The sequence below is a fragment of the Achromobacter colocynthidis genome, from assembly GCF_057334535.1.
Map to the genome: position 1 here is coordinate 67,620 of NZ_JBHFIZ010000024.1, position 13,853 is coordinate 81,472.

Genomic DNA, 13,853 nt, shown 5'->3' on the forward strand with positions numbered 1-13,853 from the left:
TTCCGCTTGATGCCTGCTTCCAGCCTGATGCCCACCCCCACTTCCCCCGCCACCGCCGCGCCGCCCGTCCCCGCGACCGCCTCAACTTTGTCCGCGCTGAAACCCGGCGCGCGCTATGCGCAGCCCCGGCCGCCCGGTTCGGGAGACGCCTGGCTGCTGGCGGACTTGGCCCGTCAGGCCTCCGCGCCCGTGGTCATCCTGACCGCCGAGCCGGTGGAGGCCCAGCGGCTGGCCGAAGAGATCCAGCTATTCGCGCCTGACCTGCGCGTCAGCCAGTTGCCGGACTGGGAAACGCTGCCCTACGACGCCTTTTCCCCGCACCAGGATCTGATTTCCCAGCGCCTGCACACGCTGCATTCGCTGATGATGAAGACGGTGGACGTGCTGACGGTGCCTATCACCACCGCCTTGTATCGCCTGGCGCCGCCGTCGTTCCTGGCCGCCTACACGTTTTCGTTCAAGCAGAAAGACAAGCTGAACGAAGCGGCCCTGCGCGCGCAGTTGACGCTGGCCAACTACAACCACGTGACCCAGGTCACCGCGCCGGGCGAATTCTGCCTGCGGGGCGGCCTGATCGACCTGTTTCCCATGGGTTCGGTTGTGCCTTACCGGCTGGACCTGTTCGACGACGAGATCGAAACCATCCGCAGCTTCGACGTGGACACCCAGCGCAGCCTGTACCCCGTGCGCGAAGTCCAGTTGCTGCCCGGCCGCGAGTTCCCCATGGACGAAGACTCGCGCACCCGTTTCCGCGCCCGCTTTCGCGAAATTTTCGAGGGCGATCCGTCCCGCGCCCTGCCCTATAAAGATATCGGCAACGGCATCCCGTTCGCCGGCGTCGAGTACTACCTGCCGCTGTTCTTCGAAGAAACCGCCACGCTATTCGATTACCTGACCACGGGCACGGTCACCGTCACCGTCGGCGATATCGACGACGCCATCCAGCGCTTCAATCAGGACACGTCCAGCCGCTACAACTTCCTCAAGAGCGACCGCGAGCGCCCCGTGCTGCCGCCTTCGGCGTTGTTCCTGGATAACGAAACGCTGTACACGCGGCTAAAGGAATTTCGCCGCCTGTCCTTGACCGCCGGCGACCCGCATCCCGATTTCCGCGCCGTGCCCGACGTCAGCGTGGCGCGCCGTTCCGACGACCCCATCGCCAAGCTGCGCGCCTTGGTCCAAACGCGCGAGACCCGCGTATTGCTATGCGCCGACTCCGCCGGCCGGCGCGAGACCCTGGTGCAGATGCTGAACGAATTCGGCGTCACGCCGGACGCGCAGCCCGACACGATCGAAGCCTTCCTGGCGTCGGACGCCAACTTCGGCATCGTAGCCGCGCCGCTGGCCACGGGCTTCGGCCTGCCTCAGGCCAATCTGGCCTTCCTGACCGAAAACGACCTGTACCCGGGCCATGCCAACACGGGCCGGCGTGGCAAGCGCGACCAGGAACGCGCCAGCAACGTCGAAGCCATGGTGCGCGACCTGTCCGAACTGCGCGCCGGCGACCCCGTCGTCCACGCGCAGCACGGCATCGGCCGCTACCACGGGCTGGTCAACATGGACATGGGCGAAGGCGAGATGGAATTCCTCCATCTTGAATACGCCAACGGCAGCACGCTCTACGTGCCGGTGTCGCAACTGCACGTGATCGCACGCTACAGCGGCGCCGACCCCGACGCGGCGCCGCTGCACCAACTGGGTTCCGGCCAGTGGGACAAGGCGCGCCGCAAGGCCGCCAAGCAAGTGCGCGACACCGCCGCCGAACTGCTGGCGCTGTATGCGCAGCGCGCAGCGCGCGAAGGCTTCGCGTTCAACCTGCCTTTGAACGATTACCAGGCGTTCGCCGAGGGCTTCGGCTTCGAGGAAACCGTCGACCAGCGCGCCGCCATCGAAGCCGTGATCGCCGATATGACGTCGGGCCGTCCGATGGACCGCTTGGTCTGCGGCGACGTGGGCTTCGGCAAGACCGAAGTGGCCTTGCGCGCCGCCTTCCTGGCCGTGGCCAACGGCAAGCAGGTCGCCCTGCTCTGCCCCACCACGCTGCTGGCCGAACAGCACGCGCAAACGTTTTCTGACCGCTTTGCCGATTGGCCAGTGCGCGTGGTGGAACTGTCGCGTTTCCGCTCCGCCAAGGAAGTGGCCGCCGCCGTCGAGGGCATCAACGACGGTCGGGTCGACATCGTGATCGGCACGCACAAGATCCTGTCCAAGGACGTGAAATTCAAACGCCTGGGACTGGTCATCATCGACGAGGAACACCGCTTTGGCGTGCGCCAGAAAGAAGCGCTGAAAGCGCTGCGCGCCGAGGTCGACGTGCTGACGCTGACGGCCACCCCCATTCCGCGCACGCTGGGCATGTCACTGGAAGGCATCCGGGATTTCTCCGTCATCGCCACCGCGCCGCAAAAGCGCCTGGCCATCAAGACCTTCGTGCGCCGCGAAGACGGCAGCACGCTGCGCGAAGCGCTCTTGCGCGAACTCAAGCGCGGCGGCCAGTGCTACTTTCTGCACAACGAGGTGGAAACCATCCACAACCGCCGCGCCCGCCTGGAAGAACTGGTGCCGGAAGCACGCATCGCGGTCGCGCACGGGCAGATGCCCGAGCGCGAGCTGGAACAGGTAATGAAGGGCTTCTACCAGCAGCGCTACAACGTGCTGCTGTGTACCACCATCATCGAGACCGGCATCGACGTGCCCACCGCCAACACCATCGTGATCCACCGCGCCGACCGCTTCGGGCTGGCGCAGTTGCACCAGTTGCGCGGCCGCGTGGGCCGTTCGCACCACCAGGCCTACGCCTACCTGCTGACGCCCGGCGAAGACGCCATCACCACCAATGCCAAAAAGCGCCTGGAAGCGATCCAGGCCATGGAGGAACTGGGGTCCGGCTTCTACCTGGCCATGCACGACCTGGAAATCCGCGGCACCGGCGAAGTGCTGGGCGACTCGCAGTCGGGCAACATCCAGGAAGTGGGCTTCTCGATGTACAACGAGATGCTCAACGAAGCCGTGCGCGCGCTGCGCGCGGGCGAAGAGCCCGATCTAGACGCGCCCTTCAACCTGGCCTGCGAAGTCAATCTGCATGCGCCGGCCCTGCTGCCGTCCGACTACTGCGCCGACGTGCATGCGCGCCTGGGCATCTACAAGCGCCTGGCGCACGCCGCCGACGAAGACGACCTGATCCGCATCCAGGAAGAACTGATCGACCGCTTCGGCAAGCTGCCCGAAGCCGCGCAAACGCTCTTGACCTCGCATCGCCTGCGCCTGGCCGCGCAGCCGTTGGGCATCGTCAAGATCGACGCCAGCGAAGCCCAGGCGCTGATCCAGTTCGGGCCCAAGACCAGCGTCGACCCGGCCCGCATCATTGAACTGGTGCAACGCCAACGCAACATCAAACTGGCCGGACAGGATAAATTGCGCGTTGAGATCAAAGCCGCGCAGATCCCCGCCCGCTCAGACGCCATTCGCGCCGTGCTGCGTGCCTTGAAGTAAATCCACGACCTTCTCACTTTTCTTATGACCACCCATCACCTTGTCGTCCAATCCCCCGGCCTTCGCATCGAACAGGCCGAGCAACTGGCCGCCATGGCCCAGGCCCAGGGCGTGGCGCGCATCAGCAACACCGCCGCCCGCTTGCTGGACGTTCAGCACGACGCCCTAACCCGCGCCGAAGTGGTGGCCTGGGCCGAACAGCACGGTGTCGATGTGGCGTTCGTGCCGGCCGGGCTGAAGCTGTCTGACTGCAAAGTGCTTGCGATGGACATGGATTCCACGCTGATCAACATCGAGTGCATCGACGAGATCGCGGGCGTGGTGGGTGTGAAGGACAAGGTGTCCGAAATCACCGAAGCCGCCATGCGCGGCGAAATCAAGGACTTCGCTGAAAGCCTGCGCCGCCGCGTCGCGCTGCTCAAGGGCGTGCCGGCCGAGGCGCTGGAACAGGTCTATGTGGAAAAGCTGCGCCTGAACCCCGGCGCCGAACGGCTCATCTCCACCGCGCAGGCAGCCGGCATCAAAGTGCTGCTGGTATCGGGCGGCTTCACCTTCTTTACCGACCGCCTGCGCGAACGCCTGAAGCTGGACAGCGCCCACGCCAACACGCTGGAAATCGACAATGGCCTGCTGACCGGCCACGTGCTGGGTGACATCCTGGACGCGCAGGCCAAGGCCGTCTACCTGCGCGAGTTCGCGCGCACGCACGGCGCCACCAAAGACCAGATCATCGCCATGGGCGACGGCGCCAACGACTTGCTGATGCTGGGCGCCGCGGGCTTCCCCGTGGCGTATCACGCCAAGCCCGTGGTGCGCGAGCAAACGCGCTTCGCCTTGAACGTCACCGGGCTGGACGGCGTGCTGAACTGGTTTGAAAGCTGATTTCGCCCGGGTTTCAACACGCAAAAAAATAGCCACCGATCAAGGTGGCTATTTCCATTTCCACGTCCGCTCAGTAGCGCATCTTCAGCGTCAACAACGCCGCGCGGCCGGTACCCAGCGCCGCATAGTGCGCCGCGTAGGCCTTGGTGTAATACGTTTCGTCGAACAGGTTCAGCACGTTCAACTGCGCCGAGTAGTGTTCGTTGAATTCGTAGGCCGCCATAGCGTCGAAACGCCAGTACGACGGCACCCAGCGTGCCTTGGGCGTGCCGTTGGCATTGCGGGTGGCGTCTGAATTGCCGTAGACCTTGTCCACGTAATACGCGCCGCCGCCCACCGTCAGCTTGGGCAGCACCTTGTAGGTGGTCCACAGGCTGAAGGCGTTGCGCGGGGTGTTGGGCAGGTCCTGACCGACGGCGCCGCTGTTGTAGGCGCCCTTGGTCATTTCGCTGTCCATGAAGGTGTAGCCGCCGAACACGTTCCACTTGGGCGTGATGTTGCCCGAGAAGCCCAGCTCAATGCCGCGCACCTTGGCCTCGCCCACCTGCGCCACTTCGGTGGCGGAAACGGCCACGCTGGTGTTCTTGCGGATGTCGTGGAACGCCGCCGCCGACAGCGTCAGGCGATCGTCGAACACCTGCCACTTGGTGCCTACTTCCACCGTGCGGCTTTTCTCGGGTGCCAGCGACGACGTGCTCAGCGACGTGGCGTCGCTGGTGGCGCTGGCCGCAATGGCCGAGGGCGTGGACGAGGTGCCGTAGGTGACGTAGATGGTGCCGTTGGGCAAGGGCTTGTACGCCAGGCCGACCTGGTAGTTGAACAGGTTGTCGTTGCGGCTGGTGCTGTAGAACGACGGCGTGCCTGCTGGGTCGTTGCGGCCGGCGGCGATGTTGCTGCCGCTGGTGCGGTAGTTGTCCCAGCGCGCGCCCAGGCTGGCTTGCCACTGCTCGTTGAACTTGATGGTGTCAAACCCGTAGACCGCCAAGGTGTCCGTGTTGTAGCGCGCGGGGTTGTTGTTGCGGGTCAGGGTGCCCGGGTAGTCGGTGCCGGGGTCCGGGTCCCACAAGGACGCGCACAGTGCCGGGTTGGCGTAGGTGTTGACGCCCGCGGCGCTCGTCGCGGTCACGCAGTTGCTGCCGCCCGAGGGCACGCCCGATTCCTTGTAGCCGTCCTTGTTCTGCTTGATGTTGCTGTATTCAAAGCCCAGGTCGAAGGTGTGCTTCAGGCTGCCCGTGTCGAATTCGCCGGTCAGGTCGGTCTGGTTGGCGAAGGTCTTTGTGACGTAGTAGCCCGACTTCAGCGCGCGGTACACCAAGCCGTTGGCCACGTTGCCCTTGCTGTCGTCCGGGTTCGTCGCCGCAAAGTCCGTGGTGCCACGGCCGTAGCGGGTCACGTTGCGCAGTTGCAGCTTGTCCGAGAAATCGTGCTGGAAGTCGACCGTGGCGACATCGTCACGGGTCTTCATGAAGTCGCGGTCGGTCAGGCCATAGAAGGTCTTGCGGCTCACGCCCATCGTCTCCGTGACCGGCTGACCCGTCTTCGGGTCATACGGAATGGAGTAGTCCGGCATGCTGTCGTCTTGATAGTGGTAGTAGCTGAGCGTGATGCGCGTCGGCGTGCCCACGCCCAGCATCAGCGACGGCGCCACGCCCCAGCGCTCGAAGTCCACGGCGTTGTCGCGGCCGGCCACATCGCCCTTGTTGCCCATCACGTTCAGGCGAAAGGCGGCCTTGTCGGCCAGGCGCCAGTTGCTGTCGATGGTGCCACGGTAATTGTTGTCGGTGCCGATCTGCGCGGTGGCTTCGGTGAAGTCGGTCGTCTTGGGCGCCTTACTGACCATGTTGATACTGCCGCCCGCGCCGCCCCGGCCGGAATACACCGAGTCCGGGCCCTTGATCACTTCCACCTGCTCCAGGTTGAAGGTGTCGCGCACCTGCGTGCTGGAATCGCGGATACCGTCCAGGAACAGGCTGCTTGCGGAGTTCTGCCCACGGATGATCGGCAGATCGCCGCCCGGGCGGCCGCCTTCACCGGCGCCGAACGTAATGCCCGGCGAATTGCGCAACACGTCCTGCAAGGTCGACGCGGCCTGATCCTGGATCACCTGTTTCGGCACCACCTGCACCGTGCGCGGGGTGTCCAGCAACGGGGCGGTCATCTTGGGCGACGGCACCGTTGTGGTCTGGTAGGAAGAGCCCTCGCCCTCCACCCGCACCGGCGCAAGCTGCGTGACACCCGAATCCGCGGACTGCGCGGCGGCATAGGGGCTGATGAACAGGGCGGGCGCCGCTATGGCCGCGGCAAGCGAGGTAGCGAGCGTATTCAGCGAATACGAATCTTGGGGCTTCAAACCAGCTTCTCCAGAATGTGAATAGCAACGATTCTTATTTTTTTACCGGTTGCGATTTTGATCCTGAACGCTGAAAGCTGCCTGAACGCTGGCCGCGCCCGTCGCTAAAAGATGAAAAAACAACAGTTGCCAGTTGCTAACAGGGACACGTCCCCCAGCCACCACAACGGCCGCCATAGGGCGCGGCCACAAGCGTGGCGCAATTCACATCCCCAAAACAAAAACGCCCCAGACGGGGCGTTAGTGGCTTTGGCGGGCGCTCAGACCCGCAACCGCGGGTGCCGCTTGAACAGATAGCGGTAGACGAAGCCGGGATAGGCCAGCACCAGATACAGGCTGAGGGTAATGGCGTAGAACTCCCACGTCTGGGCAAAGCGATTGCCCAGGGTGGATTCGAATGCAAAACCCAACGCGCCAACCAGGGCGTAAAACACCAGCACTTCAACCAGACGCATCCAGAACGGCTTGACCGCCACCGCCCCACCCTGCTTCCAGGGCAAGACGGCGAATACACGTTCGGTCAGGAACGGCAGGTTGGCGCTGACCAGCGCCAACGCGATCAACAGCCATACCGCCAGCGTCTGGTTCATGGCTGTATTCCGCTTACAGGCTCAGCGACGAACGAATCGCCTGTACGCACAGCGCCATCAGGCCACCGGGCAACAGGCCCAGCACCAGCATCATGGCGCCGTTGATCGACAGCAGGCCGCGTTGGCCGCAGGTGGCGACGATCGGGGCGGCATCGGCCACCGGCTCGTCGAAGTAAACAACCTTGACGACACGCAGGTAATAGAACGCACCGATCAGCGAGAACAGCACCGCGATCACGGCCAGCGTCACGTGGCCCGCGCTGATCAGCGCTTGCAGCACGGCCAGCTTGGCGTAGAAGCCCACCAGCGGCGGAATGCCGGCCAGCGAGAACATCAGCAGCAGCACGATGAGGGCATGCCACGGGCTGCGGCGGTTCAGGCCCTTCAGGTCGTCGATGTGCTCGCACTCGAAACCCTGGCGCGACAGCAGCAGCACGATGCCGAAGCTGGCCAGCGTGGTCAGCACGTAGGTCAGCATGTAGAACAGCGACGCGCCATAGGCGGCCGACGACAGTTCCGGCTTGCCCTCGACCGCGCCCGACATCAGGCCCAGGAGCACGAAGCCCATGTGCGAAATGGTCGAGTAAGCCAGCATGCGCTTGAAGTTGGTCTGCGCGATGGCGGTCAGGTTACCGATCGCCAGCGACAGCACGGCCAGGATCATCAGCATCGGCTGCCAGTCGGCGGCCAGGCCATGCAGGCCGTCCACCAGCAGGCGCAGCGTGATGGCGAAGGCGGCCAGCTTGGGCGCGCCGCCCAGGATCAGCGTGACGGCGGTCGGCGAACCTTGATAGACGTCCGGCACCCACATGTGGAACGGCACGGCGCCCAGCTTGAACGCCAAGCCCGACACCAGGAACACGATGCCGAACACCAGCGCCATCTTCTCGGCCTTGCCGGCGGCGATGACCTTGGACACTTCGGCCAGGTCAAGGTGACCCGTGGCGCCGTAGACCATCGACATGCCGTACAGCAGGAAGCCCGAGGCCAACGCGCCCAGCACGAAGTACTTCATGGCGGCTTCGGTGGCGACGACGTCATCGCGGCGCAGCGCGATCAGCGCGTACAGCGCCAACGACATCAGTTCCAGGCCCAGGTAGATGGAGATCAGGTTCCCGGAGGAAATCATGACCATCTGGCCCAGCAGCGCGAACAGCGTCAGGACGTAGAGCTCGCCGCCCTTGAGCATGTCACGCACTTGCGCGTAGACACGGCCATAGACCAGCGTGGCGCCCACGGCGATGTAGGACGCGATCTTCAGCAGGTGCGACAGTTCGTCGGTGACGTACAGACCATGGAAGGTCGCGCCCTTAACGCCGTTCATCCATTGCACGGCCGACACGACGGTCAGCGCGCCCAATACCAGCAGGGTCAGCAGAAACGTCGGCTTGCGCTCGGGGTGATTGCTGACCGCGTCGACGAGCAGGATAGCCAGGCCGGAAACCAGCAGAAGGATTTCCGGCGCCGCCAGGGCGAAATCGATTTGGGATTGCATCATTGTCTTGTCTTACAGTTTCGAGACGGCAACGTGTTGCAGCAGGGCCTCGACCGAGACGTGCATGACGTCGGTAAAGGGCTTGGGATAGATCCCCATGTACAACACGGCGATCGCCATCACGCCAAGAATCACAAATTCGCGGCGGTTGATATCGGTCAGCTCGCGGACGTGGTCATTGGCGATGTCGCCCAGGACCACACGCTTGACCATCCACAGCGAATACGCAGCACCCATGATCAGGGCGGTAGCCGCCAACAGGCCGATCCAGAAGTTGTGCTCGACCGCGCCCATGATCACCATGAACTCGCCGACGAAACCGCTGGTGGCCGGCAGGCCGCTGTTGGCCATCGAGAACAGGATGAAGAACGTGGCGAAGCGCGGCATCACGTTGACCACACCACCGTAATCGGCGATCTGGCGCGAGTGCATGCGGTCGTACAGCACGCCGATACACATGAACATGGCGCCCGACACGAAGCCGTGGGAAATCATCTGCACGATGGCGCCTTCGACGCCGGCCGTGTTGAAGATGAAGAAGCCCAGCGTCACGAAACCCATGTGGGCAACCGACGAGTAAGCCACCAGCTTCTTCATGTCTTCCTGGATGATCGCCACCAGGCCGATGTAGATCACCGCGATCAGCGACAGCGTGATCATCAGGCCGGCCAGGCTGTGCGAGGCGTCGGGCGTGATCGGCAGCGAGAAGCGCAGGAAGCCATAGGCGCCCAGCTTCAGCATGATCGCGGCCAGCACGATGGAGCCGCCCGTGGGCGCTTCCACGTGCACGTCCGGCAACCACGTGTGAACCGGCCACATCGGCACCTTCACCGCGAACGCCGCCAGCAGCGCCACGAAGATCAGGATCTGTTCGGTCTGGCCCAGCTTGACCTGGTGCCAGGTCAGGATGTCGAACGAACCACCCGATGCGTGCCACAGGTAGATGAAGGCGATCAGGGTCAGCAGAGAACCCATCAGCGTGTACAGGAAGAACTTGAATGCCGCGTAGATACGGTTATCGCCGCCCCACGCCCCGATGATGATGTACATCGGGATCAGCGTGGCTTCGAAGAACACGTAGAACAGCATGCCGTCCAGCGCGGCGAACACGCCCACCATCAGACCCGACAGGATCAGGAAGGCGGCCATGTACTGCGCCACGCGGCTGGTGATGACTTCCCAGCCGGCCAGCACCACGATGACGGTGATGAACGCGGTCAGGAGGACGAACCACAGCGAAATGCCGTCGATGCCGAGGTGGTAATTGACGTTGAAGGCTTCGATCCACGAGGCCTTTTCCACGAACTGCATGGCGGCCGTGGTGTTGTCAAAACCGGTGTAGAGCGGAATCGTGACGAGGAAACCGGCAACGGCGCCAGCCAGCGACAAGCCGCGCGCCAGACCGGGACGGTCGTCACGGCCCACCGCCAGCACCAGCAGGCCGAATACGATCGGGACAAAGATCGCAAGCGTGAGCCAGGGGAAAGTGTTGGATGCCATCTCGCTTGCCATCATTGGGGAATCAGCACAAAGAAAGTCACCAGCGCCATGATGCCGATGATCATCGCGAACGCGTAGTGATAGATGAAGCCGGACTGCAGGTGACGGCTGACCGCTGCCACCCAGCCCACGACGCGGGCGCTACCGTTGACCAACAGGCCATCGATGATGCCGCGGTCGCCGGTCTGCCACAGGCCACGGCCCAGGGCGCGCATGCCGCGAGCAATGATCTGCTCGTTGACCCAGTCCACGTAGTACTTGTTTTCAAGCACCTTGTTCACGCCGGACAGGTTGGCCTTGATGGCGGCCGGAACCTTGGGATTGATCAGGTAGCAGTACCAGGCAATGACGAAACCAGCCACGACCAGCCAGAACGGCAGGGTCTGGAAGGCATGCAGGCCGTAGGCAACCCAGCCGTGCCATTCTTCTTGCAGTTCGTGCATGGCCGGATGCTGCGGCAGCACCGTGATCACGCCGTTGAAGAACTTGCCGAACAGCATCGGGTCAACCGCCCAGGCGCCAACCAGCACCGACGGAATCGCCAGCAGGATCAGCGGCAGCGTCACCACCCAGGGCGACTCATGCGGCTTGCCGCCATGATGGCCGTGGCCGTGATCGTCGTGACCGTGGTCGTCATGGGCATGGTCGTCGTGGCCATGGCCGTGACCGTGGTCGCTGGTGTCAAAGCGTTCCTTGCCGTGGAAGACCAGGAAGTACACGCGGAACGAGTACAGCGAGGTCACGAACACACCGATCAGCACGGCGTAGTACGCGAAGCTTGCGCCCCAGACGTTGGCGTGGCCGGCCGCGTCGATGATGTTTTCCTTCGAGTAGAAACCCGAGAAGAACGGCGTGCCAACCAGTGCCAGCGTGCCCAGCAGGAACGTGATCCAGGTGATGGGCATGTACTTGCGCAGGCCGCCCATGTTGCGGATGTCCTGGTCGTGGTGCATGCCGATGATGACCGAACCCGCGCCCAGGAACAGCAGCGCCTTGAAGAAGGCGTGGGTCATCAGGTGGAAAATGGCCACCGAGTAGGCCGAGGCGCCCAGCGCGACGGTCATGTAACCCAGCTGCGACAGCGTGGAGTACGCAACAACGCGCTTGATGTCGGTCTGGATGATGCCCAGGATGCCCAGGAACAGCGCGCCGATGGCGCCGATCACGATGATGAACGACAGCGCCACGTCCGACAGTTCGAACAGCGGCGAGAAGCGCGCAACCATGAAGATACCGGCCGTCACCATGGTGGCGGCGTGGATCAGCGCGGAGATCGGGGTCGGGCCTTCCATCGAGTCAGGCAGCCAGGCGTGCAGCGGAACCTGGGCCGATTTGCCCATGGCGCCGATGAACAGGCAGATACACGCCACCGTCAGCAGCATCCAGTCAGAACCCGGCAGGGTCATCGCGGCCAGCTTGTCGGCTTGGGCGAAGACTTCGCCGTAGTGCATCGTGCCGGCGTACGCGAACAACAGGCCGATACCCAGCACGAAGCCGAAGTCACCGACGCGGTTGATGAGGAATGCCTTCATGTTGGCGAAGATGGCCGTCGGGCGGGTGTACCAGAAACCGATCAGCAGGTACGACACCAGGCCCACTGCTTCCCAGCCGAAGAACAGCTGCACCATGTTGTTCGACATCACCAGCATCAGCATGGAGAACGTGAACAGCGAGATGTACGAGAAGAAGCGCTGATAGCCGGGGTCATCAGCCATGTAGCCGATGGTGTAGATGTGCACCATCAGCGACACGGACGTCACCACGACCATCATCATGGCCGACAGGGGATCGATCAGGAAGCCGATTTCCAGCTTGGTCTGGCCGATCAGGCTCCAGGTGTAGACCGCGCCGTCAAAGCGCAGGCCGTTCAGGACGTCGCCCAGCACCACCACCGAACCGATGGCCGAGATGAGCACGCCAAGAATCGTGATGACGTGGGACGCGCGGCGGCCGATGGGACGGCCCAGGAAGCCGGTGCCGAAAAGGCCCGCGAGAATTGCTCCGGCCAGCGGTGCCAGCGCGATGAGCAAGTAGAGATTGGGTGAGCTAGACATTTTCTTCCAATACCCCGTCAGCCCTTCAGGCGATCGAGTTCGTCAACGTTGATCGTGTTCAGGTTGCGGAACAGCAGCACCAGGATGGCCAGGCCGATCGCCGCTTCAGCGGCGGCCACGGTCAGGATGAAGAACACGAACACCTGGCCGGCGGTGTCGCCGAACCAGCTGGAGAACGCCACGAAGTTCATGTTGACGGCCAGGAGCACGAGCTCGATGGACATCAAGAGAATGATCAGGTTGCGGCGGTTCAGGAAGATGCCGAAGATCCCGATGGCGAACAGGATCGCCCCAAGGATCAGATAGTGGGCCAGCGTCAGCGTCATTGTTTTTCTCCTTGGGGCGCGGCGGCGGCGCCGGACGAGGCATCACGCTTGGCTTGGGCACGCTCGCTCTGGGCGGGCATGTTGACCATGCGGAAGCGGTCCTTCGAGCGGACGCGCACGGCGGCAACCGGGTCGTTGTACTTCACGTCGCGGCGGCGGCGCAGCGTCAGCGCAATCGCGGCGACCATGCCCACCAGCAGCAGCGCGGCGCCGACTTCAATGGCGTAGACGTACTGCGTGTACATCACTTCGCCCAGCGCGCGAGCATTGTTGTAGTCGCCGGCGACCGGGGCTTGCGGACCCGCGCCATACCAGGTGGAACCCAGCACGAACGACATTTCCAGCACCAGCACCAGACCGATCACCAGGCCAAGCGGCAGGTAGGTCTTCATGCCCTGGCGCATGGCGTCCATGCGGATGTCCAGCATCATCACGACGAAAAGGAAGAGCACCATCACGGCGCCCACGTACACCAGCACCAGCAGCAAGGCCAGGAATTCAGCGCCCAGCAGCATCCACAGCATGGCTGCGTTGGAGAATGCCAGGATCAGGTGCAATACCGCGGTGACCGGACTGCGCGCGGTGATCACGCGGAATGCCGCGATCACCAGCACGGCGGCCAGTATGTAGAAAAGGACAGTGGTAAAAGTCATGGATCAGACCCTGGGCTTCAACGGTAAGGAGCGTCGTCGGCCCGGCGGCGGGCGATGTCGGCTTCGTAGCGGTCGCCCACGGCGAGCAGCATGTCTTTGGTGAAATACAGGTCGCCGCGCTTTTCACCGTGGTATTCGTGGATATGGGTTTCCACGATCGAGTCCACGGGGCAGCTTTCCTCACAGAAGCCGCAGAAAATGCACTTGGTCAGATCGATGTCGTAGCGCGTGGTGCGGCGGGTGCCGTCCTCGCGTTGGTCCGATTCGATGGTGATCGCCAAGGCCGGGCACACGGCTTCACACAGCTTGCACGCGATGCAACGCTCTTCCCCGTTGGGGTAGCGGCGCAACGCGTGCAGGCCGCGGAATCGCGCCGACGTGGGCGTCTTTTCCTGCGGATAACGCAAGGTGACCTTGCGCTTGAAAAAGTACTTGCCCGTCAGGCGCATGCCCTTGAGCAACTCGGTCAGCATCAGGCTGCCGAAGAAATCTTTGATCGCTTCCATATCCT

At 63.5% G+C, this 13,853-nt stretch carries 10 protein-coding genes; 2 read left to right on the forward strand and 8 right to left on the reverse strand.

What is annotated here, in order from left to right; genetic code table 11:
- Nucleotides 1-27: 27 nt before the first annotated feature.
- Both mfd and serB read left to right on the forward strand, forming a co-directional pair.
- Nucleotides 28-3,492: a transcription-repair coupling factor gene (mfd, locus tag ACE04A_RS08975; RefSeq protein ID WP_447988128.1), complete on the forward strand. Its 3,465-nt coding sequence runs from the start codon at nucleotides 28-30 to the stop codon at nucleotides 3,490-3,492.
- Between the two features lie 24 nt (nucleotides 3,493-3,516).
- A complete protein-coding gene (gene serB / locus ACE04A_RS08980; RefSeq protein WP_448718581.1) occupies nucleotides 3,517-4,374 on the forward strand; it encodes a phosphoserine phosphatase SerB in 858 nt (285 codons plus the stop codon).
- Nucleotides 4,375-4,444: 70 nt separating this feature from the next.
- Here the strand turns inward: serB and ACE04A_RS08985 are convergent, their stop codons facing one another.
- The 8 genes from ACE04A_RS08985 to nuoI form a co-directional block, all read right to left on the reverse strand.
- Complete coding sequence (locus ACE04A_RS08985) at nucleotides 4,445-6,724, reverse strand: TonB-dependent receptor (protein WP_448718582.1); 2,280 nt, start codon at nucleotides 6,722-6,724, stop codon at nucleotides 4,445-4,447.
- A 260-nt stretch (nucleotides 6,725-6,984) separates the two neighbouring features.
- Nucleotides 6,985-7,314, reverse strand: a complete 330-nt coding sequence (locus ACE04A_RS08990; protein WP_100857376.1) for a DUF2818 family protein — start codon at nucleotides 7,312-7,314, stop codon at nucleotides 6,985-6,987.
- Between the two features lie 13 nt (nucleotides 7,315-7,327).
- Nucleotides 7,328-8,812, reverse strand: coding sequence for an NADH-quinone oxidoreductase subunit NuoN (gene nuoN / locus ACE04A_RS08995; protein WP_259251949.1), 1,485 nt, complete (start codon nucleotides 8,810-8,812; stop codon nucleotides 7,328-7,330).
- 9 nt (nucleotides 8,813-8,821) lie between these two features.
- Nucleotides 8,822-10,324, reverse strand: coding sequence for an NADH-quinone oxidoreductase subunit M (locus ACE04A_RS09000; protein ID WP_259251950.1), 1,503 nt, complete (start codon nucleotides 10,322-10,324; stop codon nucleotides 8,822-8,824).
- Nucleotides 10,321-12,363 carry an NADH-quinone oxidoreductase subunit L gene (gene nuoL, locus ACE04A_RS09005; RefSeq protein WP_485820053.1) on the reverse strand — a complete coding sequence of 681 codons (2,043 nt, stop codon included), beginning with the start codon at nucleotides 12,361-12,363 and terminating at the stop codon, nucleotides 10,321-10,323. The genes ACE04A_RS09000 and nuoL overlap by 4 nt, the downstream gene beginning before the upstream one ends.
- 17 nt (nucleotides 12,364-12,380) lie before the next feature.
- Nucleotides 12,381-12,689, reverse strand: coding sequence for an NADH-quinone oxidoreductase subunit NuoK (gene nuoK / locus ACE04A_RS09010; RefSeq protein WP_006217969.1), 309 nt, complete (start codon nucleotides 12,687-12,689; stop codon nucleotides 12,381-12,383).
- Nucleotides 12,686-13,342 carry an NADH-quinone oxidoreductase subunit J gene (locus ACE04A_RS09015; protein ID WP_448718584.1) on the reverse strand — a complete coding sequence of 219 codons (657 nt, stop codon included), beginning with the start codon at nucleotides 13,340-13,342 and terminating at the stop codon, nucleotides 12,686-12,688. Before ACE04A_RS09015 ends, nuoK begins: the two co-directional genes overlap by 4 nt.
- A gap of 17 nt (nucleotides 13,343-13,359) precedes the next feature.
- A complete protein-coding gene (nuoI, locus tag ACE04A_RS09020; RefSeq protein WP_006217967.1) occupies nucleotides 13,360-13,848 on the reverse strand; it encodes an NADH-quinone oxidoreductase subunit NuoI in 489 nt (162 codons plus the stop codon).
- Nucleotides 13,849-13,853 lie beyond the last annotated feature (5 nt).